General features: G+C 73.1%; 17 protein-coding genes. All 17 read left to right on the forward strand.

Going from position 1 to position 24,050, the window contains the following annotated elements; all coding sequences use genetic code 11:
• Positions 1-2 precede the first annotated feature (2 nt).
• The 17 genes from ACZ5ID_RS18940 (at position 3) to ACZ5ID_RS19020 (ending at position 24,043) form a co-directional block, all read left to right on the forward strand.
• The gene (locus ACZ5ID_RS18940) at positions 3-515 is read left to right on the forward strand and encodes a DoxX family protein (RefSeq protein WP_468899057.1); all 513 of its coding nucleotides are present in this window, start codon (positions 3-5) and stop codon (positions 513-515) included.
• A 141-nt stretch (positions 516-656) separates the two neighbouring features.
• On the forward strand, positions 657-1,244 hold the full coding sequence (locus tag ACZ5ID_RS18945; RefSeq protein ID WP_468899060.1) for a Dps family protein: 588 nt from the start codon (positions 657-659) through the stop codon (positions 1,242-1,244).
• Positions 1,244-2,674: a dihydrolipoyl dehydrogenase family protein gene (locus ACZ5ID_RS18950; protein ID WP_468899063.1), complete on the forward strand. Its 1,431-nt coding sequence runs from the start codon at positions 1,244-1,246 to the stop codon at positions 2,672-2,674. The genes ACZ5ID_RS18945 and ACZ5ID_RS18950 overlap by 1 nt, the downstream gene beginning before the upstream one ends.
• 161 nt (positions 2,675-2,835) lie before the next feature.
• Entirely contained in the window at positions 2,836-3,789 is a 954-nt protein-coding gene (locus ACZ5ID_RS18955) for an alpha/beta hydrolase (protein WP_468899065.1), read from the forward strand.
• Positions 3,786-5,684 (forward strand): amidohydrolase, encoded by a 1,899-nt coding sequence (locus ACZ5ID_RS18960; protein ID WP_468899067.1) that lies wholly within the window; start codon positions 3,786-3,788, stop codon positions 5,682-5,684. Before ACZ5ID_RS18955 ends, ACZ5ID_RS18960 begins: the two co-directional genes overlap by 4 nt.
• A 17-nt stretch (positions 5,685-5,701) precedes the next feature.
• Positions 5,702-6,442 (forward strand): GPR1/FUN34/YaaH family transporter, encoded by a 741-nt coding sequence (locus tag ACZ5ID_RS18965; RefSeq protein ID WP_468899069.1) that lies wholly within the window; start codon positions 5,702-5,704, stop codon positions 6,440-6,442.
• A gap of 102 nt (positions 6,443-6,544) precedes the next feature.
• The gene (locus ACZ5ID_RS18970) at positions 6,545-7,273 is read left to right on the forward strand and encodes an alpha/beta fold hydrolase (RefSeq protein ID WP_468899071.1); all 729 of its coding nucleotides are present in this window, start codon (positions 6,545-6,547) and stop codon (positions 7,271-7,273) included.
• An 845-nt stretch (positions 7,274-8,118) separates the two neighbouring features.
• A complete protein-coding gene (locus tag ACZ5ID_RS18975) occupies positions 8,119-9,597 on the forward strand; it encodes a sugar transferase (protein ID WP_468899073.1) in 1,479 nt (492 codons plus the stop codon).
• A gap of 82 nt (positions 9,598-9,679) precedes the next feature.
• Positions 9,680-11,005, forward strand: a complete 1,326-nt coding sequence (locus tag ACZ5ID_RS18980) for a nucleotide sugar dehydrogenase (protein ID WP_468899075.1) — start codon at positions 9,680-9,682, stop codon at positions 11,003-11,005.
• Positions 10,995-12,275: a glycosyltransferase family 4 protein gene (locus tag ACZ5ID_RS18985; protein ID WP_468899078.1), complete on the forward strand. Its 1,281-nt coding sequence runs from the start codon at positions 10,995-10,997 to the stop codon at positions 12,273-12,275. Before ACZ5ID_RS18980 ends, ACZ5ID_RS18985 begins: the two co-directional genes overlap by 11 nt.
• Positions 12,272-13,636 (forward strand): Wzz/FepE/Etk N-terminal domain-containing protein, encoded by a 1,365-nt coding sequence (locus ACZ5ID_RS18990; protein WP_468899080.1) that lies wholly within the window; start codon positions 12,272-12,274, stop codon positions 13,634-13,636. Before ACZ5ID_RS18985 ends, ACZ5ID_RS18990 begins: the two co-directional genes overlap by 4 nt.
• The gene (locus tag ACZ5ID_RS18995; protein WP_468899083.1) at positions 13,633-15,159 is read left to right on the forward strand and encodes a Wzz/FepE/Etk N-terminal domain-containing protein; all 1,527 of its coding nucleotides are present in this window, start codon (positions 13,633-13,635) and stop codon (positions 15,157-15,159) included. The genes ACZ5ID_RS18990 and ACZ5ID_RS18995 overlap by 4 nt, the downstream gene beginning before the upstream one ends.
• A 3-nt stretch (positions 15,160-15,162) precedes the next feature.
• Positions 15,163-17,097, forward strand: coding sequence for an asparagine synthase (glutamine-hydrolyzing) (asnB, locus tag ACZ5ID_RS19000; protein ID WP_468899085.1), 1,935 nt, complete (start codon positions 15,163-15,165; stop codon positions 17,095-17,097).
• 17 nt (positions 17,098-17,114) lie between these two features.
• Positions 17,115-19,301, forward strand: a complete 2,187-nt coding sequence (locus tag ACZ5ID_RS19005) for a bi-domain-containing oxidoreductase (protein WP_468899088.1) — start codon at positions 17,115-17,117, stop codon at positions 19,299-19,301.
• Positions 19,298-21,274: a heparinase II/III family protein gene (locus tag ACZ5ID_RS19010; RefSeq protein ID WP_468899090.1), complete on the forward strand. Its 1,977-nt coding sequence runs from the start codon at positions 19,298-19,300 to the stop codon at positions 21,272-21,274. Before ACZ5ID_RS19005 ends, ACZ5ID_RS19010 begins: the two co-directional genes overlap by 4 nt.
• An 8-nt stretch (positions 21,275-21,282) precedes the next feature.
• Entirely contained in the window at positions 21,283-22,815 is a 1,533-nt protein-coding gene (locus ACZ5ID_RS19015; protein WP_468899093.1) for a right-handed parallel beta-helix repeat-containing protein, read from the forward strand.
• A 1-nt stretch (position 22,816) separates the two neighbouring features.
• Complete coding sequence (locus ACZ5ID_RS19020; protein ID WP_468899095.1) at positions 22,817-24,043, forward strand: O-antigen ligase domain-containing protein; 1,227 nt, start codon at positions 22,817-22,819, stop codon at positions 24,041-24,043.
• Positions 24,044-24,050 lie beyond the last annotated feature (7 nt).

Consider the following 24,050-nt stretch of genomic DNA (forward strand, 5'->3'; position numbering starts at 1 on the left):
CCGTGGACACCGGACTCCTGATCCTGCGTCTGCTGATCGGCCTGCTCGTCGCGGGCCACGGTGTGCAGAAGATCAGTACCCACCTGGGCGGCAGCGGACTCGACGGCGGCGCACGGGAGTTCCGCGCCGACGGCTTCCGCGGCGGGGCCCTGACCGCCCTGGCGGCGGGCGGCGGGCAGATCGGCTCCGGGCTGATGCTGGTCGCCGGGCTGCTGACCCCGCTCGCCGCGACCGGCGCCGTCGGGGTGATGACCGTCGCCCTCACCGTGAAGTGGCACAACGGCGTATGGGTGCAGAACGACGGCTACGAGTACCCCCTGGTCCTCATCGGCACGGCCGTCTCCCTGGCCGCCACCGGGCCCGGTGCCTGGTCTCTCGACGAGGCGCTCGGGTTCTCCTCCTACCCGGCGTGGTGGGCGGCCCTGGCCGCGGCGGCCGGGCTCGGCAGCGGGCTGCTCACCCGGCTGGTGCTCCACCGCGCCCCCGAGAAGGCGCAGGCCCCCGGCCGGGCATGAGCGCCGGCCGCGGGTGAGCACCCGCGGCTGCCCCCCGCCGCCCGCACAGTCCGGGTCCGGCCGCTCCGGTACACCCCCTTCGCCGGGCGGCCGGACCCTCCCCGAGCCCCCTTTTACGAGTTCTACGAGCAGGAGCCTCGAATGACATCCGTATCCACCCCCGCGCACCCGAGCGGCGGCGGTCAGCCGCTGCTGCACCAGAAGGGCGCGGAGACCCAGGCGTTCGGCACGCTCAAGCAGCTTCCGATCGGCCTCGGCCACGACACCCGGCTGTACGCCTGCCAGCGGCTCAACCACATCCTGGCGGACAGTCAGATCCTGTACTCGCTCTACAAGAAGAGCCACTGGCTGATGCGCGGGGCGACCTTCTACTCGCTCCACCTCATGCTGGACAAGCACGCGGAGGACCAGCTCGCCATCGTGGACGCGCTGGCCGAACGCGTCCAGAGCCTCGGCGGCGTCGCCGTCGCGGACCCCCGCCATGTCGCCGAGCTGACGTCCGTTCCGCGTCCGCCGGACGGGGTCGAGGAGGTCCCGGTCATGCTGTCGCGGCTCCTGGACGCGCACGAGCGCATCCTGATCGACACCCGGGACGCCGCCGCCCGGATCGCGGCCGAGGGCGACGAGGGCAGCACCGACCTGCTCGTCTCGCAGGTCATCCGTACCAGCGAGGCGCAGGTCTGGTTCCTCGCCGAGCACCTCGTCGACACCCCGCTGGTGCGCGCCTGATGGAGGACGTGTACGACGTGGTGGTCGTCGGCGGCGGACCCGGCGGCGAGGTCGTCGCCGACCGGACCGTCCGCTCCGGTCTGACCACCGTGGTCGTCGAGGCGGAATCCGTCGGCGGCGAGTGCTCGTACTGGGCGTGCGTGCCCAGCAAGGCCCTGCTGCGGCCCGGCGCGGCCCGGGAAGCCGCGCGATCGGTCGACGGGGCCCGGCAGGCGGTGACCGGGCCGCTCGATCCGGCGGCCGTACTGGCCCGCCGCGACCGGTTCACCGCCCGCGGCGACGACACCGGCCAGGCCGGCTGGCTGCGGGGGGCGGGCATCGCGCTCGTCCGCGGCCGGGGCAGGCTCGCCGGGGAGCGGCGGGTGGAGGTCACCGCGCCCGACGGCACCGTCCGTGCCCTGCGGGCGCGACACGCGGTCGTCCTCAGCCCCGGCACGGAGGCGGCGCTGCCGCCCGTGGAGGGGCTGGACCGGATCGGCGTCTGGACCAACCGGGAGGCCACCGCGGCCGATGCGGTACCGGCCCGGCTCGTCGTCATCGGCGGGGGTGTGGTGGCCTGCGAGACGGCCACCGCGTGGCGCTCGCTCGGCAGCGAGGTCACGGTACTGGTCCGCGACGGGGCCCTGCTGACCGGCTGGGAGCCGTACGTGGGCGAGGAGGTCGCCCGGGGTCTGGCCCGCCTCGGGGTCACGGTCCGGTTCGGTGTCTCGGCCACCCGGGTCGCCCGCGACCCGGCCACCCGCGCCGTGACCGTGCAGACGGACGACGGTGCCACCCTGGTCTGCGACGAGGTGCTGGCCGCCACCGGCCGCCGGCCGCGCACCGCGGACCTCGGTCTGGAGACGGTCGGCCTGCCGGGCGGGGACTGGCTGCCGGTCGACGACACCTGCCGCGTCACCCCCGCGGACGGCGGCGACTGGCTGTACGCGGTCGGCGACGCCAACCACCGCGCGCCACTGACCCATATGGCCAAGTACCAGGCCCGTGCCTGCGCCGCGGCGATCGCCGAACGCGCCTCGGGGCGCCCCGCCGCCGCCGGCGGATGGCAGGCGTGGAGCGCCGACGCCGACCGTGCGGCCGTCCCCCAGGCCGTCTTCACCCAGCCCGAGATCGCCTCGGTCGGGCTCACCGAACGCGCGGCGCGCGAGGCGGGCATCGCGGTCCGGGCGGTGGAGTACCGCGTCGAGGACGTGGCCGGAGCCGCGCTGCACGCGGACGGCTACCGGGGCCGCGCCAAGCTCGTGGTCGACGAGGCCCGCGGGGTCGTCGTCGGCTGCACCCTGACCGGCCCGCTCGCCACCGAACTCATCCACACGGCCACCGTCGCCGTCGTCGGGGAAGTGCCGCTCACCCGGCTGTGGCACGCCGTGCCCGCGTTCCCCACGGTCAGCGAAGTGTGGCTGCGCCTCCTGGAGACGTACGGCCTGTAGGTCCCCTTCCCCCGCCAACACGCGTACGCCCACGAGGAGTACACCCATGCGAGCGCGTCCGGCACCGAGCTCGTCAACGACCGACGTCATCCTGGCCGCCGCGCGCGCCACCCGCTGAACAACCCCAACCCCCGTACGTCCCCACAAAGGAGCATCCCGCCATGTCCGACCGCCCCGTACTCGAGCCCGCCGCCCAGGCTTTCGCCGACGCCACCGCGCAGCCGCCGTACCTCTACCAGATACCCGTCGCCGAGGGCCGCGAGGCCGTGGACGGCGTCCAGAGCGGCGAGGGTGTCTCCTTCCCCGCCGTCGACGAGGAGTGGATCACCGTGCAGGGCGGTCCCACCGGGGACGTCCGCGTCCGGATCGTCCGTCCCCGGGGTCTGACCGGCACGCTGCCCGTCGTGCTCTACCTGCACGGCGCCGGCTGGGTCTTCGGCAACGCCCACACCCACGACCGGCTGGTCCGTGAACTGGCCGTGGGCGCGGGCGCGGCGGTGGTCTTCCCCGAGTACGACCTGTCGCCCGAGGCCCGCTACCCCGTCGCCATCGAGCAGAACTACACCGTCGCCCAGTGGATCGCCCGCGAGGGACACCACAAGGACCTCGACGGCACCCGGATCGCCGTCGCGGGCGACTCGGTCGGCGGCAACATGAGCGCCGCGCTCACCCTCATGGCCAAGCGGCGCGGCGATGTGGAGCTGCGCCAGCAGGTGCTCTTCTACCCGGTCACCGACGCCTCCTTCGACACCGAGTCCTACCGGCTCTTCGCGACCGGCTACTTCCTGCGGCGCGAGGCCATGGAGTGGTTCTGGGACCAGTACACGACCGACGCGGCCGAGCGCGCCCAGATCACCGCCTCCCCGCTGCGCGCCTCCCTCGACCAGCTCACCGGTCTGCCGCCCGCCCTGGTCATCACCGCGGAGGCCGACGTCCTGCGCGACGAGGGCGAGGCGTACGCCGCCCGGCTCCGCGCCGCCGGGGTGCCGGTGACCGCGCTGCGCGTCCAGGGCACCATCCACGACTTCGTGATGCTGAACCCGCTGCGCGGGACGCGGGCCGCCGAACTCGCCATCGGCCTCGCGGCCGAGACCCTGCGCAAGGCCCTGGCATGACGGGGACGACCGGACCGACGAGCATGCCGGTGGGCGGTGTGGTGCCCGCCCGGCACCCGCAGGACACCCCCGCCGACCTGCTCGTCCGCAACGCCAAGGTGTTCACCGGCGACCCCCGCCGCCCCTCGGCCCGCGCCGTCGCGATCCGCGGCGGCCGGGTCGTGGCCCTCGGCGACGACCACGACCTGGCGCCCCTGGTGGGCCCGGCGACGAAGGTCGTCGACGCGCTCGGCCGCCGGGTCGTGCCCGGCCTCAACGACTCGCATCTGCACGTCATCCGGGGCGGGCTGAACTACGTCCTGGAGCTGCGCTGGGACGGGGTGCGCAGCCTGCGCCAGGCTCTGGCGATGCTGCGCGAGCAGGCCGCCCGCACCCCCAAGGGGCAGTGGATCAGGGTGGTCGGCGGCTGGAGCGCCGAGCAGTTCGCCGAACGCCGGCTGCCCACGGTGGCCGAGCTCAACGCCGCCGCGCCGGACACCCCGGTCTTCGTCCTGCACCTCTACCAGGCGGCCCTGATGAACCGGGCGGCCGTCCAGGCCGCCGGGTTCGGCCGGGAGACCCCCGGTCCGCGCGGCGGGCAGATCGTCCGGGGCAGGGACGGCGAACCGACCGGGGTGCTCCTGGCCGCGCCGAGCGCCCTGATCCTGTACTCCACGCTCGCCAAGGCGCCGACCCTGGACGCGGCCGACAAGCGGACCTCGACGCGGCACTTCCTGCGCGAACTCAACCGCTTCGGGCTGACCTCGGCGGTCGACGCCGCCGGGGGCTTCCAGAACTTCCCCGACGACTACGCCACGGTCATCGACCTGGCCCGCTCGGGCGAGCTGTCGCTGCGGATCGCCTACCACCTGTTCCCGCAGACCGCCGGGCAGGAGCTGGCCGACCTCAGGCGCTGGACCGAGACGGTGAAACCCGGCGACGGGGACGAGTGGCTGCGCCTCAACGGCGCCGGGGAGAACCTCACCTGGGCCGCCGCCGACTTCGAGAACTTCTCCGAGCCCAGGCCCGAACTGGCCGCGGACTACGAGACGGAGTTCGAGCAGGCCGTCCGGCTGCTGCTGGAGAACGGCTGGGGCTTCCGGCTCCACGCCACCTACGACGAGACGATCCGCCGCGATCTGGCCGTCTTCGAGAAGCTCGCGGCCGAGGGGCTCTTCCCCGGCGGCAACCGCTGGCTCTTCGACCACGCCGAGACCGTCTCGCCGCGCAGCCTGGAGCGGATCGCGGCGCTCGGCGGCGCCGTGTCCGTACAGAACCGGATGTCCTTCCAGGGCGCCGCGTTCCTGGACCGGTACGGGGCCGAGGCCACCGCCCACACCCCGCCGGTCCGGGCCATGCTCGACCGCGGCCTGACCGTGGCCGCGGGCACCGACGCCACCCGGGTGTCCTCGTACAACCCATGGGTGTCGCTGCACTGGCTGGTCACCGGCCGTACGGTCGGCGGCACCGCGCTCTACCCGGCCGCGAACCTGATCGACCGGGAGACCGCGCTCGGCCTCTACACCCGCGGCGGAGCACGGCTCACCGGCGAACAGGACGTCAAGGGCATCCTGCGCGAGGGGTACTACGGCGACCTGGCGGTCCTCTCGGACGACTACTTCACCGTGCCCGAGGCCGCCATCCCCGGCATCGAGTCCGTGCTAACGGTCGTCGGCGGACGGATCGTGCACGCGAGCGCGGAGTACGAGGGCCTCGACGAGGCCGTCCCGCCGGTCAGCCCCCTGTGGAGCCCGGTGGCGCACTTCGGCGGATACCAGTCCGGCGGGGCCCGCCAGGCCGCCCACATGGCCGAGGCGGTCGCCGAGTCCGAACAGCACCGGCTGTGGCGCGTCGCGGGGGGCTCCGATCCCGAGGCGACCGCGCCGCCCTTCCACGACCCCTGCTTCACGCACTGAACGAGGAAACGCACCCGATGACTACAGTCCCCGCCGGCGCCGACAGCGCCGACGACGAGCCGGGCCGCGGGCCGGACGCCCCCGCCGGACGCCGCCACGAACCGGATCTGCGGTCGATGACCCGGATCACCCTGCGGCCCATCGCCTCCCCGATGCCGCTGGGCTTCTTCACCGTCGCCATCGCCTCCGTGCTGACGGGCTGCCTCCAGCTGGGGGTCTTCGAGGCCGCCGACCGCCGAGCCGTCGCCCTGTGCGTGCTGCCCGCCTTCGCCCTCCAACTCCTCGTCAGCGTGCTGGCGTTCCAGGCCCGGGACGTGATCGCGGCGACGCTCATGGGCACCTTCGCCGGCAGCTGGCTGGCGTACTCCCTGGTCATGGGCGTCGGCGCGGAGGGAGGCCCGCGGGTGCTCGCGGTGTTCAACCTGGCGTTCCTGTGCTTCGGGGCGCTGATGACCGCCGTGACCGGGCCCAAGCGAGCCCTGTGGGCCGTCCTGGTGGTCTCGCTGCCCCGCTGGGCGGCCACCGGCCTCGCGGGGCTGACCGGAACCGAATGGCTCACCCGCACCGCGGGGGCCTTCGGGCTCCTGGTGGCGCTGGTCGCGGCCTACGCGGCGTACGCCCTGATGCTGGAGGACATGCGCAGCGAGGAGGTCCTGCCCATCGGGCGCAGCGGGCCCGCCCGGCACGCCGTCGACGGCGACCTCGCCGTGCAGTTGCGCAACCTCGAACGCCACGCGGGCGTGCGCCGCACCCTGTGAACCGCGGCCGTCCGCGGTGCGATCCAGCAGCTCGCCGCTCCACGGGACATCCCGTGGAGCGGCTCTCCCCACCGACCCGATCACCCTCGAAGGAGCCCCACCATGTCCCAGCCCGCCGACCCGACCGTCGTCCTGGTCCACGGCGCTTTCGCCGACGCCTCCAGCTTCGCCCGGCTGATCCCCGAACTGACCGCCGCGGGCCTGCGGGTGGTGGCGCCGGCGGTGCCCAACCGCAGCCTGGTGGGTGACGCGGCCTACATCGCCTCGGTGGTGCGCTCCATCCCCGGGCCCGTGGTCCTGGTGGGCCACTCCTACGGCGGCGCGGTCATCACCGTCGCCGGGCTGGAGGACAACGTCCGGGCGCTGGTCTACCTGGCCGGATACGCGCTGGAGAAGGGCGAGAGCCTCGGGGAGCTCCAGGGCCGCTTCCCCGACTCCCCCCTCGCCGACGCCCTGGTCTACACCCCGTTCCCGCTGGAGGGCACGGAGGAGACCGGTACGGATGTCTCGGTGGAGGTGGAGAAGTTCCCGGCGATCTTCGCCGCGGATGTCGAGCCCGAACTGGCCGCCGTCCTGGCCGTCTCCCAACGGCCCCTCGCGGCGCAGGCGTTCGGCGAGGCGGCGCCGGTCGCCGCATGGCGTACGAAGCCGTCCTGGGGTCTGGTCGCCACCTCGGACCGGACCATCAACCCGGATGTGGAGCGCTTCGGCTACGAGCGGGCCGGGATGAGCGTCGTCGAGGTCGACTCCTCGCACCTGGTGATGCTGGCCCACCCCCAGCGGGTCGCCGCGCTGATCCGGGAGGCGGTGGCCGGGTCCGCCACCGGCTGAGCCGCCCCGCGCGCTGCCGCCCCCTCCCCCGTGGAGCCGGGCGGCAGCGGTGTCTCACGGCCGCGGCGGCGAACCCCATTCTCGGGCGTGCGGGAATTTGCCGCGAACCTTTCCGCGAACACCACCGCGAACATTGCCGCTCACAGCACCGCCGTGAGAAATATCGGAAGAGCAACCTCCCGTCAAGACCTCGTTCCGTCTTCACCTACCGCTACCGCCGAAACAGGCCACATGTACGCGGCCGGAGAGCTCGCTCTCCCGTCACGGAGGTATACCGGCGTCCGCTTCCCGGCCGGTCCAACTCCCTCGGAAAACACCGCAGATCCGGCCGATGCGGGCCGGGCCGGCCGTCCCGTCCGCCCCGGGCACCCGATACCGCACTCCGGTAAGTGATCAACGATTGGCAAGCCCTCGGAAAGCTTGAGCACGAATTACACACATCCCCTCTACATACCGGCTCCCATGGTCTAGATTGTCCGTGCTTCGGCCCCTCGGGCACGAGGCAACCAATAATGATCAATAAGTCCGGCGCACCGGACGGCGAGCAGTCGCGTCTCCGGCGCCAGACGTGGGGGTGATCAATTCCAGGTGCCCGGAGAGGGACCTCGGGTGTGGGGAGCATCCGCGGTTTCGACGGGTTCTGGAGTTTCTCAAGAGGCCGGCAGGGCATTCGAGTCCGCTGCCACAGGGTGGGTTTGTCGTTCAATCAGCACTGAACAGCCGGGATGTCATGCGCGGGGGGCGTGGGCCTCCCGAGGAAGACACAGTGCGGGGGGCGGGGGCCTCCCGGGGGGAGGAACAGTGTCAGGCAAACACGTCCAACCACTGGCGACCTGGGGGGTCCTGTGCGGCAGGGTGGACTAGTCAGACCGTTTCCGCCGACGCGAAGACGTCTGGCGGACGAAACCATCGGCCGGCCCGCGACCGACTGGGAGCAGCGGTACCGCCGTACCGTGATCACCAGCGACACCCTCGCCACCGCCTTCGTGGTGGCGGCGATCGGCGCGTTCTTCGGCGCCCGGGACGCGGCCAACTGGCATGAGAAGTGGGGCATCCTCACCTTCGGCACCGAACTGCTGGTGCTGGGAGCGCTCGCGGTGAGCCGGGCGTGGGCCCCGGGAGTGCTGGGGCAGGGCGCCGAGGAGTTCCGCCGCCTCGGGCGCGCGCTGTTCGCGGCGGCCGTCGTCCTCTCGCTCGGCGGCATCGCCCTCACCTCGCGCAACATCAAACTCTGGATATTCGTCGCGATACCCGCGATCGGTCTCGTCTCCATGACCGCGCGGTATCTGCTCCGCCTCGGGCTGCACCGACAGCGCAAGGAAGGCCGGTGTCTGCGCCCGGTGCTCGCCGCCGGGAGCCCGGCCACCGTGCGCGACCTGATAGCCCGCACACGCAAGTTCCCCCACCTCGGCTGGCGGGTGGACGCGGTGTGCACCACGGACGGTCTCGGGCCCGAGGGCGACCAGTTGGACGGAGTACCGGTCGTGGGGCGGCTGGCGGACGTGGCGGGCCATGTCCGCCGCGACGGCTACCGTGTCGTCGCGGTCACCCCGGACCCGCACTGGTCACCGGACCGGCTGCAACGGCTGGCCTGGAACCTTGAGGGCAGCGACGCCGAGATGGTCGTGGCACCCGTACTGATGGAGGTGGCCGGCCCGCGGCTGCACGTGGACGCGGTGCTCGGGATACCGCTGCTGCGGGTCAGCATGCCGACCTTCACCGGGGGCCGCCGGGCGGTCAAGGAAGTCGTCGACAGGCTGGGCGCGGCGCTCCTGCTGCTGCTGTTCACCCCGCTGATGGCGCTCGTCGGGTTCCTCGTACTGGCGGACAGCCGGGGTGGGGTGTTCTACCGTCAGCGCAGGGTCGGCAAGGACGGCCGCGAGTTCACCATCCTGAAGTTCCGCACCATGGTCGCCGGGGCCGACCGGGCGCGGGCCGCGCTGGCCGACCGCAACGAGGGCGCCGGCCTGCTGTTCAAACTCCGCCGCGACCCGCGGGTGACCCGGGTCGGAGCGGTGCTGCGCCGGTACTCGATCGACGAGCTGCCGCAGCTCTTCAACGTACTCACCGGATCGATGTCGCTCGTCGGCCCACGGCCTCCGCTGCCGGAGGAGTCCGCCGCGTACGGCCCGGACATCCGGCGGCGGCTGCTGGTCAAACCCGGGCTCACCGGCCTGTGGCAGATCAGCGGACGCAGCGACCTGCCGTGGGAGGAGGCGGTCCGGCTGGACCTCAGATACGTGGAGGACTGGTCGCTCGCCCTGGACACGGTGATCCTGTGGAAGACCCTGCGTGCGGTGCTCTACGGCCAGGGGGCCTACTGATGCGCGACGGACTGCAACTTGAGGGTTCCGCCGGCGCGCGGACCGCGGGCCGCCGGGGCCTGCCTGGCGGGAGGGACGGGGCATGAGGGTCAGCGTCTTCGGGCTCGGCTACGTGGGCTGTGTGTCGGCCGCGTGCCTGGCCAGTCTGGGACACGAGGTCATCGGAGTGGACGTCAACCAGGTGAAGGTCGACCTGGTCAACGACGGCCGGGCCCCGGTGGTCGAGGAGCGGATCGGTGAGCTCACCGCCGAGGTCGTACGGACCGGGGCGCTGCGCGCCACCGCCGACGTCCGCGAGGCCGTCATGGGCAGCGAGGTGTCGCTGATCTGCGTGGGCACGCCCTCGGAGCCCAACGGCAGCCTGTGCACCACGTACTTGGAGCGGGTCACCGAGCAGATCGGCGCCGCGCTGGCCGAGGGGGCCGGGCAGGGGGGCCGGCACACCGTCGTGTTCCGCAGCACCATGCTCCCGGGCACCTGTCTGAACCTGCTGCTGCCGATCCTGGAGAAATACGTCGGCGGCACGGCCGGGGTGGAGCTCGGGGTCGCCGTCAACCCGGAGTTCCTGCGCGAGGGCACCAGCGTGCGGGACTTCTTCGACCCGCCCAAGACCGTCATCGGCGAACTCGACCCGGCGAGCGGTGACACCGTGGCGGCGCTGTACGACGGGCTGCCCGGCGAGGTGTTCCGGGTGCCGGTCCCCACGGCCGAGGCCATCAAGTACGCGGACAACGCGTTCCACGGTCTCAAGATCGGCTTCGCCAACGAGCTGGGCGCGGTGTGCCAGGCGCTCGGGGTGGACTCGCACCAGGTGATGGACGTGTTCCTGGCCGACCGCAAGCTGAACATCAGCCCCGCCTATCTGCGGCCCGGCTTCGCCTTCGGCGGCTCCTGCCTGCCCAAGGACCTGCGCAGCCTGGTCCACGCGGCGCGGCGGGCCGATGTCTCGGTGCCCATCCTCGCCCATGTGCTGCCCTCCAACTCCGACCATCTCCAGCGGGCGGTTGACCTGGTCGAGCGCACCGGCAGACGCCGGGTGGGCCTGTTCGGGCTGTCCTTCAAACCCGGCACCGACGACCTGCGGGAGAGCCCGCTCGTCGAGCTGGCGGAGCGGCTCTTCGGCAAGGGGTACGACCTGAAGATCCACGACGCCAACGTCAGCCTCTCCCGGCTGATGGGCGCCAACCGCGAGTACATCGAGACGCGGCTGCCCCACCTCGCGCAACTGCTCGCCGACTCCGTCGAGGAGGTGCTCGAACACGCCGAGGTGTGTCTGGTCGGGACGAGGGACCCGGCCGTGCTCGCGGCGCTGCCCCATGGCGACGGCCCGGTGATAGTCGATCTCGTCCGCCTTCCCGACGCCGAGGCGCGCCGGACCGAACCGGGGTACGTGGGCCTTGCCTGGTGACACGTCGTTCGACGACACAGCCGGCGGCGAGCGGCCCGGCCGGCGCGCGCTGATCCTGGTGGAGAACCTGTCGGTGCCGTTCGACCGGCGGGTGTGGCAGGAGTGCACGACGCTGCGCGACGCGGGCTGGGAGGTGCACGTCATCTGCCCCCGGGGAAGCAAACGCGACACCGAACCGGAGGCGGAGATCGACGGGGTGCGGATCCACCGCTACCCGCTCCGCGCGGCCACCGGAGGGCCGGCCGGCTATCTGCGGGAGTACGCGGCGGCGCTGTGGCACACGGCACGGCTGGCCCGCAAGGTCGGCCGGGTCGATGTGGTCCATGCCTGCAACCCGCCCGACCTGCTGTTCCTGCCGGCCCTGTGGCTGAAGCGGCGCGGCGCGCGGTTCGTCTTCGACCAGCACGACCTGGTGCCCGAGCTGTACCTCTCCCGGTTCGACCGCGGCGAGGACCTGCTCTACCGGGCCGTGTGCGCGCTGGAACGGCTGACCTACCGGGCCGCGGACGTCGTGCTCGCCACGAACGAGAGCTACCGTGATGTCGCGGTGCGCCGTGGCGGGCGGCGCCCGGCGGACGTGTTCGTGGTGCGCAGCGCACCGCAGACCGACCGGTTCCAACCGGTCCCGGCCGAGCCGGAGTTGAAGCGCGGCAAGCCCCATCTGCTGTGCTATCTCGGTGTCATGGGCCCCCAGGACGGCGTCGACTACGCCCTGCGGGCCCTGGCGAAACTGCGCGACGAGCTCGGACGCACCGACTGGCACGCGGTGTTCGTCGGCTCCGGTGACGCCTTCGACGCGATGGTGGAGCTGTCCCGGCGGCTCGGGCTCACCGAGCAGGTGCAGTTCACCGGGCGCGTACCGGACGCCGATCTGGTGCGCTATCTGTCCACCGCGGACGTGTGCCTCTCCCCCGACCCGCGCAACCCGCTCAACGACGTGTCGACCATGAACAAGGTCCTGGAGTACATGGCGATGGGCCGGCCGATCGTCTCGTTCGACCTCAAGGAGGCGCGGGTCTCCGCCGGTGACGCCGCCCTCTACGCGCCCGCCAACGACGAGGCCGAGTTCGCCGCGCTCATCGCGCTGCTGCTGGACGACCCGGAGCGACGGGCCCGGATGGGCAGGACCGGCCAGGAGCGGATCGGCGGGCAGCTTTCCTGGCGCAACTCGCAGGCCTCGCTGCTCGCCGCCTACGCGGTCGCCTGCCGAGAGCGCACCACGGCCTCGGCGGCCGACCCGGTACGAACGGTGAGGAGGCCGCGCCATTGAGCGATGACACGATACGCCTGGTCACGATCGGGCGTATGTTCCGCAGGCGGTGGCAGCTGCTCGCCGTACTGGCGGTGGTGGGCGCGCTCGTCGGCTACGGCTCCTCGGTGTTCTTCCCCCCGCGTTACACGGCGTCGGCGTCGGTGCTGCTGCCGGGGCAGTGGGAGGAGCGCGAGCTGCTGACCCAGGCGGAGATCGCGACCAGTTCGGCGGTGGTCGACCGCGCGGCCACCACGCTCCGCTGGCGGGGCGGTGGCGCCACGCTGCGGGACCGGGTGAGCGCCAAGGCCACCGACGGCAACATCATCAAGATCTCGGGTACGGCCGACACCCCGCAGGGCGCACAGCGCCTCGCCGACCAGCTGGCCCAGCAGTTCGTCGCCTTCGCCGCGCGGATCGCGGGCGACAACAGCGACCCCGACACGGCGGCCGGCCCCGAGGCGCTGCGGCAGAAGGTGGAGCAGACCAACCACCGCATCAGCGAGCTCGCCAACGCGGCGGACCCGGGGCAGACCGTGGAGAGCGTGCAGGTCCGCACCGAACTGGAGAAACTGCGCACCGCGTTGCAGGAGGCCATGAAGAAGCTGGACCAGGCCGACCCGGCGACCAGCAAGGCCGGCATGGTCGTCATGGGCCCGGCGGCCCGCCCGACCGGTGAGGCACCGCCGACCAGAACCCAGCTCACCGTCGCCGGGGCGCTGCTGTTCCTCCTGCTCGCGGTGGTCGGCCATCTCGCCGCCGCCCGGGTCAACCGCCGGCTGCGTACCGAGGCGGAGATCACCGCCGCCCTCGGCGCGACGCTGCTGGGCACCGTCGAGGTACCCGGTGACCGGGCCGCGCGACGGTCCGAGGGCCGTGGCCCGTGGACCTGGCTCCGCCGGCTGCTGGCCCTGGACGGCCGATGGGACATGCCGGTCCCGCCGATGTCCGGCGACGAGGAGGGCAGACGGATCCGCTACCGCCGGGTGTGCGCCCGGCTGCGGGAGCGCCTCCCGGCGCCGCGGCGGCTGCTGGTCGTCGTACCGGACGGGGACGAGATCGCCCGCCTGGCCGCCGGGGAGCTCGTCGCGGAGGCCAAGAGCGGTCCGCTGCTGCGGGTGGTGGGCGTCTCGGTGTCCCAGCCGATGGTGCCGGACCGCGGCACCGAGTCCGGCGCGCTCGTCGTGCTCAGCGCGGGCAGCTGGACCGCCGAGGACCTCGCCGGTGTCGCCGAGGCGTGCGCGGACGCGGAGCACGAGGTCGTCGGCGTCGTCGTCGCCTGCGCAGTCCAAGCCCGCACGGCACGGACCGCGGCCCCTTCCCCGCACCAGACCGTCCCGGTGATCGCGGTGGGCGACGACGCGAGGCGAGGTTCACTGTGACGAGCAGGACTTCCCAGCCGTCGGAGGCCACCCCGCTCTTCGACCTCCAGGCGCTGGTGGTGGCGGTACGCAGACGCCGCCGCCTCTGGTCCTCCCTGGCCCTGCTGGGGCTGCTGGCGGGCGCGGTGATGGCGGTCCTGCGGCCGGCGCCCCCGGCCGCCGTGGCCAAGGTGCTCGTCACCCACCAGGCGGACCAGCCCAACGACACCGGAACGCTGATGCGTACCGATGTCGCGCTCCTGGGGACCACACGGATCGCCGGCCAGGCCCTCCAGGCCCTCAAGTCCCCCGAGAAGCCCGAGGACTTCATGCGGAGCTACCGGGGCACCGGCCTGACCAACAACCTGATGCAGATCGATGTGACCGGGGCCAGCGACGCGGAGGCGGTGGCCCGGGCCGGGGCGCTGGCCCGCGCGTTCGTCGCGGACCACGTCCGCCGGATGCAGGAGGCGGCGAAGGCCGAGGCCAAGGCGCTGCTCGACCAGCGAGACCGGATGCGGGACGAACTCGCCCAGGTCAACAAGTCGATCGGGGACCGGGCGCAGACCAGCGGACCGAAGGCGTCGGCGAGCATCGAGTCGCTCTTCGCCCGCCGCGCCGAACTCAACTCGCGGATCGCCGACTTCGACCAGCGCGCCGCCGAGGCGCGCACCGGAGCGCCCCGGCTCGTCACCGGCACCCAGATCGTGGACGGGCCGCGCGCGGTGCGGCACTCACTGCCCAAGGCCGCCGTCACCAACGCCGTGGTCGGCCTCGTCCTCGGGCTCGTCCTCGGGCTCGCGGTGGCCGCGGTCGGCACGGTGGTGGCGGACCGCCCCGTACTGCGCCGGGAGATCGCGGCGAACCTGGGTGCCTCGGTCATCGCGGAGCTGCGCCGCGCCCCCCGCGGGCCGGACCTGCCGTGGCGGCGCCGGCGGACCCGGGCGGCGCACGAACGGCTCGCCGCGACCCTGGCCCGTACCGTGCGCGGCTGCGCGGAGCCGGTGTCGCTGCTGGAACTGGGCTGTGCGCGCGATACGAGCGTGCTCGCCCTGGGGGTGGCCAGGGCGCTGGCGGCCGACGAGCCCGTGGTGGTCGTGGACGGTCTGCCGGGCCAGGAGCTCGCCGGCGGCCGGCGGCGGCCGGACGATCCGACCGTGGTCGGCGCCGAGGGTGCCGCCGCGGCGCCGCAGCACGAACGGCGGCTCGGCGTCGGCTCGGTGGCCCCCGGCACGGCGTGGACCGACCTCCAGTACCTCGGCACCCAGACCGTGCTCGTCGTACGCGCCGGGCACGGCAGCGCCGCATGGCTGCACACCGTGGCACGGCAGCTGGCGGACCAGCGCATCGTCGTCATCGGTGTGGTGCTGATCGACCCAGATCCGCGCGACCGCACCGACGGCACGCTGTGGGACGGGCTGCACACCGCGCTGCGCGGCCAGAACGAGCGGCTCGCCCGGCGCAGCGGGGCGGGCCGACGGGGGACGGAGCGGCTGCCCATGTGGGCGGCGCGGGTCCCGGACAGCGACCAGGAGGCGCGGTAGGACATGTGTGGCATCGCAGGCACATACCGGTGGCCGGACGGGAAGGCCGTGACCGACCGGCTCACCGACACCCTCGCCCACCGCGGCCCGGACGGGGCGGGCCGCTACAGCCATCCCCTCGGCGACGGCGAAGTGCACCTGGGGCACCGCCGGCTGGCCATCATCGACCTGTCCGGGACCGGCGCCCAGCCGATGGTCTCGGACGGCCTCGCCCTGACGTACAACGGCGAGCTGTACAACGCGCCCGAACTCCGCGCCGAGCTGGCCGCCGCCGGGGTGCGTTTTCGCGGTACCTCCGACACCGAGGTGCTGCTGGAGGCCTGGCGGCGCTGGGGCACGGACTGTCTGCCGCGGCTGCGCGGCATGTTCGCGTTCGCGGTCTTCGACGAGCGGACCGGCGAGCTGGTGCTCGTCCGCGACCAGCTCGGCGTCAAGCCGCTGTTCCTGCTCCGGCGCGGCAGTGGCCTGGTGTTCGCCTCCGAGCTCAAGGCGCTCGCCACGGCGACCGGCGGGGCACTGGAGGTGGACCACGCGGCGCTGGTGGCCTCGCTGCTGTACTACTGGGTGCCCGACTCGCGTTGCGCGCTGCGCGGCGCGGAGAAGCTGCCGCCGGGGAGCTGGCTGCGGTGCCACGCCGACGGCCGGGTGGAGCGCGGCCGGTTCTGGAATCTGAAGGACGTCGCCGCCGAGGGCCGGGAGCGGGCGCGCGCCGGTGAGCGGCCCGACCTCGCCGCCGTCGTCGAGGAGTCGACCCGCCGGCATCTGCTCTCCGACGTGCCGGTGGCGACCTTCCTCTCGGGCGGGCTCGACTCCAGCTATCTGACCGCGCTGGCGGCCCGCCACCGGCCGGGGATCTCGGCGTACACCATCGGGTTCCGCGCCGAGGACGCCAGGTTCGAGGCGATGCCGGACGATCTGCGCTACGCCCGGCAGGTGGCGGAGCGGTTCGGCGTAGACCTGCACGAGATCGAGATCGCCCCGGACGTGCTCGACCTGCTGCCCCGGATGACGTACCACCTCGACGAGCCGATCGGCGACCCGGCCGCGATCAACACGTTCCTGATCTGCTCGGCTGCCCGGGACGCCGGGGTGAAGGTGATGCTCTCGGGGATGGGAGCCGACGAACTGTTCGCCGGGTACCGCAAGCACCTGGCCAACCTGCTGGCGCTGCGCTACCAGCGCGTGCCGCGCCCCCTGCGGCGCGGGGTGTCGGCGGCCGTGGACCGGCTGCCGGTCGCCACCTCGCGCCGGGGCTACCGCTCGGTGCGCTTCGCGAAGCGGTTCCTCTCCTTCGCCGAACTGCCGGAGGAGACCGCGTTCCGGCGCAGCTACACCATGTACGACCAGGAGGAGCTGCTCGCCCTGGTCGATCCCGATCTGGCCGGGACGGTCGACGACGTGCTGACCGAGCACGCGGACGTCTACGCGGACAACGGCCTCGACGACTTCGTCAACCGCATGTGCCTGGCCGACGCCCGGATGTTCCTGCCGGGCCTCAACCTCGCCTACACCGACCGCTCCAGCATGGCCGCGTCGACCGAGGTGCGGGTGCCGTACGTGGACGTCGAGGTGGTCAGGGCGGCGTTCGCGGTGCCCGGCGACGCCAAGATCGTCGGCCGTCAGGGCAAGGCGGTCCTCAAGGAGGCCGCCCTCTCGGTCCTGCCCCGGGAGATCGTCTACCGGCCCAAGGGCCTGTTCAGCGCCCCGCTGCGGGCCTGGATGAGCCGGGACCTGGCGCCGCTGGTGCGTGAGGTGGTCAACGACGGCGAGCTGGTCCGCTCCGGGTTCCTGCGCCGCGACGCGCTGGCGCGGATGGTCGCCGAGGACGCCGCCGGGCAGCGGGACTTCTCCAAACATCTCTGGCATGTGCTGACCCTCGAGTACTGGTATCGCGGCGCGACCTCCGGGTCCGGCGAGAACACGCGCCTGTCGGCGTAGAAGCAAGGGGACTTCGGGTGAAACAGGTTGTGCAGAACTACAAGAGCGGTGAGCTGGCGGTGCTCGACGTGCCGGTGCCGGGGTGCAAGCCGGGCGGTGTGCTGGTCCGCACCTCCTACTCGCTGATATCCACCGGTACCGAGCTCATGAAGGTGTCCGAGGCCGGCATGTCGATGCTGGGCAAGGCCCGCTCCCGCCCGGACCAGGTGGCCAAGGTCATGCAGAGCGTGGCCACCAACGGGGTGCCCGCCACCTACCGCAAGGTGATGGGGAAGCTGGACTCGTACACCCCGCTGGGCTACTCGCTGTGCGGGGTTGTCGAGCAGGTCGGCGCCGGGATCGACGATGTGGCGGTCGGTGACGTGGTGGCCTGCGCGGGCAACGAGCACGCGTTGCACGCCGAGCTGAACTGGGTGCCGAAGAACCTCTACGCCCCGGTGCCGGACGGCCTCGCGCCCCGGCACGCGGCCTTCGGAACCGTCGGGTCCATCGCGTTGCAGGGGGTGCGCCAGGGCGGACCGCAGCTCGGCGAGGTGGCGCTGGTCATCGGTCTCGGGCTGATCGGGCAGCTGGTGGTGCAGCTCCTGGCCGCCTCGGGTGTCCGCGTGGTGGGGGCCGACCCCGACCCGGTGCGCTGCGAGCTCGCCGAGCGGCTGGGCGCCGTGGCCTGCGGCGATTCCGGCTCCGCGGCCGTGGAGGGCGCCGTCGCCGAACTCACCGCCGGCCACGGCGTGGACCAGGTGTATCTGGCGGCCGGCGGCGGCAGCAACCAGCCCGTCGAGCTGGCCGCCCGGCTGTGCCGGGACCGCGGCCGGGTCGTCGACATCGGCAAGTGCCGTCTGGACCTGCCGTGGAACGCGTACTACGAGAAGGAGCTCGACGTCCGGTTCTCCCGGAGTTACGGCCCCGGGCGCTACGACCCGGGGTACGAGCTCGACGGCCGTGACTACCCCATCGGCTATGTGCGCTGGACCGAGCGCCGCAACCTGGCGTGCTTCCTCGATCTGCTCGCGCGCGGCAGCGTCGACGTGGAGCCCCTGGTCTCCCACATCGCCGACTTCGACGACGCCGTCGAGACGTACCGGCGGCTGAAGGACGGCGAGCTGAAGGCCGTGGCCGTGCTGTTCCGCTACCCCGCGCACACCGCGCAGGCGCCGGCGCCGGCGGTGGCCGTGCCCGCGGTGCGACGCCCCGGCACGGCGTCCGCCCCGTCCCGGGCCGCCGGGACACCGGTGCGACTGGCGTTCGTCGGCGCGGGCAACTACGCCACCTCGATGCTGCTGCCGCATCTGGCCGGGCGCGAGGGCGTCGAGCTGTCGGCCGTCGTCACCACGACGGCGCTGTCCGCGGCCAACGCCCGGCGCAAGTTCGGCTTCGCCGCGGCGACCACCGATCTCGACGCCGTGCTCGGCGACAAGTCCATCGACGCGGTGTTCGTCGTCACCCGGCACAGCTCGCACGCCGACCTGACCCGCAAGGCGCTGCTGGCCGGGAAGAGCGTGTTCGTGGAGAAGCCGCTGGCCCTCACCGAGGACGAACTGGCCGGGGTGCTCGCGGCGGTGGAGGAGTCCGGCAACGACCGGTTGCAGGTGGGCTTCAACCGCCGGTACGCGCCGCTGCTGCGCGAGGCCAGGGAGCGGTTCGGCGCCCGGTCCGGGCCCGCGAACCTGCGCTATCTGGTCAACGCGGGCCGGTTGCAGCAGGGCAGCTGGTATCTCCAGCAGAACGCCGAGGGTTCGCGGTTCGCGGGCGAGGGCGGGCACTTCGTCGACACGGCGAGCTGGCTGCTGGAGGCCGACCCGGTCTCGGTGTACGCGGTCGGCACCTCCGGCAACGAGGACCTCCAGGTCCTGCTGCGCTACCCCGACGGGTCCACCGCCACCATCAGCTACGTCACCACCGGCGCGCCCGACTTCCCCAAGGAGACGCTGGACCTGGTCGCGGACGGCAAGGTACTGCGGCTCGACGACTTCGTCCGTGCCTCCGTGTACGACGGCCGGCGCAGGCGGTGGGTCAGTTCGCGGCTGCCGAAGGCCCGGGACAAGGGTCAGTCCGCCGAACTGGCCGCGTTCGTCCGGGCGGTGCGGACCGGCGGTCCGATGCCGGTGCCGCTGGAGTCGCTGGTCGCCACCACGGCGGCCACCCTCGCCGTACGCGCCGGGCTGGCCGGTGGCGCCCCGGTGACCCTGGCGGGGGCGCGATGACGGTGCGGGCGGGAAGTGCCGGCTGGTATCTGCGGCGGCTGTCCCGGATGGGGCCGCGGGAGGTCGGCGGCCGGGTGGGCGACACGGTCCGCAGAAGGCGGTGGCGTTCGGCGCCGCCCCGCTGCCCGGCCGTGACCGGTGCCCGGTTCACCGCGGTGCTCCCCCCGGGGACGATCGCCGCGGTGCCCCCGGACGCCGCGAAACGCCTCGTCGCCGAGGCGGACCGGCTGATGGCCGGGCACGGGGGGTATTTCGGGGTGGAACGCGACGACCTGGCCGACCCGGACTGGTCGTACGACCCCAGGACCGGGCGCCGGGCCCCGCGCGGTTACGCCTTCGACGTGCCGTACCGCGACGAGGACGCGGTCGGGGACATCAAGCAGATCTGGGAGCTCTCCCGCCACCAGTACCTCACGGTGCTCGCCGCCGCCTACGCGGTCACCGGGGACGAGCGGTACGCCGAGCGGGTGGCCGCGCATCTGCGGTCGTGGTGGGCGGCCAACGCACCGCTGCGCTCGGTGCACTGGACCAGCGGTATCGAGCTGGGCATCCGGCTGCTGTCCTGGGTGTGGGTGCGGCGGCTGCTCGACGGCTGGCCGGGCGCGGCCGGGCTCTTCGAGGACAACCCGGTGGCGCGCGAGCAGATCTGGCACCACCAGCGCTGGCTGGCCGCCTTCCCCAGCCGGGGCTCCTCCGCCAACAACCACGTCATCGCCGAGGCCGCCGGGCAGGCCGCGGCGGCCTGCGCGTTCGACTGGTTCCCCGCCTCGGCGCGCTGGCGGGCGGACGCCCTGCGGCTGCTGGATCGGCAGTTGCGCGGCAACACCTTCCTCTCCGGTCTCAACCGCGAGCTGGCCACCGAGTACCACGGGCTGGTGCTGGAGCTGGGCCTCGCCGCCGTGGCGGAGGCGGATGCCGCGGGCGTGCCGGTCCCCGCGACGGTCCGGGTGGTGCTGCTGCGGATGACCGACGCGCTCGCGGCCGTCGTGGACAACCGGCTGCGTCCACCGCGCCAGGGGGACGCGGACGAAGGCCACGGACTGGTCCTGGACGGCGCGGGCACCGACCGCTGGGCCTCGCTGCTGGCCACCGGGGACGCCGTGTTCGGCCGGCTCGCCTGGTGGCCGGCGGTAACGAGCGGCGATGTGCGCACCCCCCTGCTGGCCGCGCTCATCCGGCCGTACGCGAAGGAGGCGACCGCACCGGCCGTGTCCCGCCCGGCGAGCAGGCCCCACCACTTCGCCGACGCGGGGATGACGATCCTGCGCGGCCCGGGGGAGATCTGGTGCCGCTGCGACGGGGGTCCGCACGGCTTCCTGTCCATCGCGGCGCACGCCCACGCGGACGCGCTGTCCGTGGAGGTCCGGCACGACGGGGTCGACGTGCTGGCGGACCCGGGGACGTACTGCTACCACGGGCAGCCCGAGTGGCGGCGGTACTTCCGGTCGACCCTCGGCCACAACACCCTGGGCCTGGACGGCGCCGACCAGTCCGTCTCCGGGGGCCCGTTCCTGTGGACCCGGCACGCCCGCAGCCGGGTGCTGGCCGCCGGGACCTCCGAGGGGGGTGTGGCCCGCTGGTGTGCCGAGCACGACGGCTACCTGCCCTCGGTGCACCGCCGCACGGTGGAGCTGACGGCCGCGACCGGCGAGCTGAGGGTGGTCGACGAGGTCCGCGGCCAACACGGTCCGCGCCGGCCGGTGCGGCTGGCGTTCCACCTCGGCCCGGCGATCGGCGCGGACCTGGTGGGCAACCGGGCGCGGCTCACCTGGACCCGGGACGGCGAGGACCGCTCGGCGGTGCTGGAGCTGCCCGGGGAGCTGTCCTGGCGGGCGCACCGCGGTGAGAGCGATCCGCCCCTGGGCTGGTACTCCCCCGGATTCGGGCGCAGGGAACCCGCCACCACGCTGGTCGGCACCGGTGTCGCCGACGGCGGGCAGCGGTTCACCACCGTGCTCGGGTTCCACGGCTAGGGGGCAGCGTGGGATCCAGGAGGCGGCCCTGGGCGTGGGCGGCGGGACCGCTGGCGCTGGCCCTGCTGGCGGCGGGCTGTGTGAGCAAGCCGGGCGGCCCGGCGGCGGAGCCGACCGGCCGGCCCACCACGTCCGCGGCCCGGTCGGTGCCCCGGGTGTGCGCCAAACCGGCGCCCGGTCCGAAGAGCGCGCCCGCGGGTTCGGTCACGGTCGATCCCGCAGTGGTGGGTGACCTGGCCGCGAAGACCCGCAGCAGTCCCCCGGGCACCACGTTCTGGCTGCGGCCGGGCAGGCACCGCCTCGAACCGGACCGCTACGCGCAGGTGATCCCCAAGGACGGTGACCGTTACCTCGGCGCGCCGGGCGCGGTGCTCGACGGCCGGAAGACCAACCAGTACGCGTTCGGCGGCACCGGCCGCGATGTCGCCCTGCGCCACCTGACCGTGCAGGGGTTCGTCGCGCCGCAGAACGAGGGTGTGGTCAACCACGACTCGGCCGACGGGTGGGTGATCGAGCACACGACGATCCAGCAGAACTCCGGGGCCGGGCTGATGGCCGGTGCCCGCCAGCAGGTCCGCGCCAGCTGTCTGCGCGGCAACGGCCAGTACGGGATGAACGCGTACAAGGGCGGCGCCCCGGTCGGCGGCCTGGTGGTCGAGGGCAACGAGATCGCGAACAACAACACCGACGACTGGGAGCGGCAGCGGCCGGGCTGCGGCTGCACGGGAGGCATCAAGTTCTGGGCGGTCAACGGCGCGGACATACGCGGCAACTGGGTGCACGACAACCGCGGGACCGGGTTGTGGGCGGACACCAACAACAACGACTTCCGTATCGAGGACAACGTCCTGGAAGCCAACGACGGTGCCGCGCTGATCTACGAGACCAGCTACAACGCGGTCATCCGGAACAACGCGATCCTGCGGAACAACTGGGTGGAGGGCCGCAAGTACGTCGAGCGCGGTGACACCTTCCCGTTCGCGACGGTCTATCTGTCCGAGTCCGGCGGCGAGCCGCGGATCCACGCCCGTACGGACAAGATCGAGATCGCCGGGAACGTGCTGGAGAACAACTGGTCCGGGATCACCCTGTGGGAGAACGCCGACCGGTTCTGCAACAGCCCGGCCAACACCTCCTCCGGCGACTGCACCTTGCTGGTGGGCCACTCCGGCCGCTGCGCGCGCCCGGCGATCGCCGAGGCCCCCCTCTACGCCGACTGCCGGTGGAAGACCCAGCGGGTGGACATCCACAACAACCGTTTCCTGCTGGACACCTCGGTCCTCGACTGCACGGTGAAGTGCGACCGCATGGCGGTGCTGGCCAACTACGGCACCTACCCGGACTGGTCGCCGTACCAGGGTGAGCGGGTGGCCGAGGCGATCACCCTCAAGCAGCAGAACCGCTGGCACGACAACGTCTACGTCGGACCGTGGAAGTTCGTCGCCCACGACCCGAGCCGGGTGCTCGACTCCGGGCAGTGGCAGGCCGCGCCGTACCGGCAGGACGCGGGCAGCACCTTCCGCGCACAGGACGGTGGTTGAGATGGACGCCGACCGCACCCCGAAGCTCGTCGGCACGGTCTGGGGGCTGCTGATCCTCAACACCCTCGGCTCCGCCGGGGCGAAGACCATCGTCCCGCTGCCGCGCTCCCTGATCCAGCTGGTCACCATGGGCGCACTGGTCGCCGCGTTCGCGCTGGCGCTGGCGCTCAATCTCCGGCTGCGCGTCCGGGCCAGTGCCTTCCTGCTGCTGCTCACCCTGCTGCTGGTGCCGAGCCTGATCTCCAGCGCGCATCTGGAGTCAGGGTTCGGCGCGTTGTTCCGGTGCGCCCGGCTGGCTCTCTTCGCCGGCACGCTGTGGCTGCTCGGCCGCTGGTGGGACGACGGCCTGACCTTCGTCCGGCATCACATCCGGATGTACTTCGCGGTGCTCGGCTCGGTGGCCGCCGGCCTGCTCATCTCGCCGGGCGCGGCCCTGCCCGGTCTCTACGGCGGACGTCTGGTCGGCGCGCTGTGGCCGCTCACCCCGCCGCAGATCGGACAGTACGCGGCGGTGATCATCGGGCTCACCGTGCTGCTCCTGCTGGGGCACCGGACCGACAGGACCAGTGGGGCCGTCGTCATCGTGCCCTCACTCGTCCTGCTGGCGCTGACCCACACCCGGACGGCCACGCTCGGACTGTTCATCGGGCTGACGCTGGCGATCGGTTCGCTCGTCCTGACCAGCGCCGCGGCCCGCCGGTTCTTCACCTGGGCGGTGCTGTCCGCGGTGGTGGCCGCGGTGGCGCTCGGCCCGATGCTCCAGGCGTGGTTCCTGCGCGGCCAGAGCAAGGAGAACTTCTCCAGCCTCACCGGCCGGGCCAAGGTGTGGGACGCCCTGCTGGCCGCTCCCCGGTCGACCTCGGAGAAGCTGTTCGGCGTGGGCCTGGGCGACAAGTCGTTCGGCGGGCTGCCCATCGACAACAGCTGGCTGGCGGTCTACAACGAGCAGGGGCTGATCGGCATCACCCTCGTCGCGGCGGTCATCGTCGTGCTGGGCGGCGTCGCGCTGCTGCGACCGCCCTCGCTGCAACGGGCCTGCGCGATCTTCCTGATCAGCTACTGCGCGATCGCCTCGTACACCGAGGCCGGCCTGGGCGACGCCTCGCCCTATCTGCTCCATCTCGCCCTGGCCGCCGCGCTGCTCGCGGCACCCGCCGAGCCCGCGCCCCCGCCGGTGCCCGCGGCCCCCCGACGACCTCTCCCGCGCCGGGCCCGGGAGCAGAGGTGAGCTCACA

It is taken from the genome of Streptomyces sp. NPDC031670, from assembly GCF_055580545.1.

Bases quoted from the DNA above. Each gene is read 5' to 3' on its own strand.
- ACZ5ID_RS18955 (WP_468899065.1), top strand. From the start codon at position 2,836: ATGTCCGACCGCCCCGTACTCGAGCCCGCCGCCCAGGCTTTCGCCGAC.
- asnB (WP_468899085.1), top strand. From the start codon at position 15,163: ATGTGTGGCATCGCAGGCACATACCGGTGGCCGGACGGGAAGGCCGTG.
- ACZ5ID_RS18950 (WP_468899063.1), top strand. From the start codon at position 1,244: ATGGAGGACGTGTACGACGTGGTGGTCGTCGGCGGCGGACCCGGCGGC.
- ACZ5ID_RS19020 (WP_468899095.1), top strand. From the start codon at position 22,817: ATGGACGCCGACCGCACCCCGAAGCTCGTCGGCACGGTCTGGGGGCTG.
- ACZ5ID_RS19010 (WP_468899090.1), top strand. From the start codon at position 19,298: ATGACGGTGCGGGCGGGAAGTGCCGGCTGGTATCTGCGGCGGCTGTCC.
- ACZ5ID_RS18945 (WP_468899060.1), top strand. From the start codon at position 657: ATGACATCCGTATCCACCCCCGCGCACCCGAGCGGCGGCGGTCAGCCG.
- ACZ5ID_RS18980 (WP_468899075.1), top strand. From the start codon at position 9,680: ATGAGGGTCAGCGTCTTCGGGCTCGGCTACGTGGGCTGTGTGTCGGCC.
- ACZ5ID_RS18960 (WP_468899067.1), top strand. From the start codon at position 3,786: ATGACGGGGACGACCGGACCGACGAGCATGCCGGTGGGCGGTGTGGTG.
- ACZ5ID_RS18965 (WP_468899069.1), top strand. From the start codon at position 5,702: ATGACTACAGTCCCCGCCGGCGCCGACAGCGCCGACGACGAGCCGGGC.
- ACZ5ID_RS18970 (WP_468899071.1), top strand. From the start codon at position 6,545: ATGTCCCAGCCCGCCGACCCGACCGTCGTCCTGGTCCACGGCGCTTTC.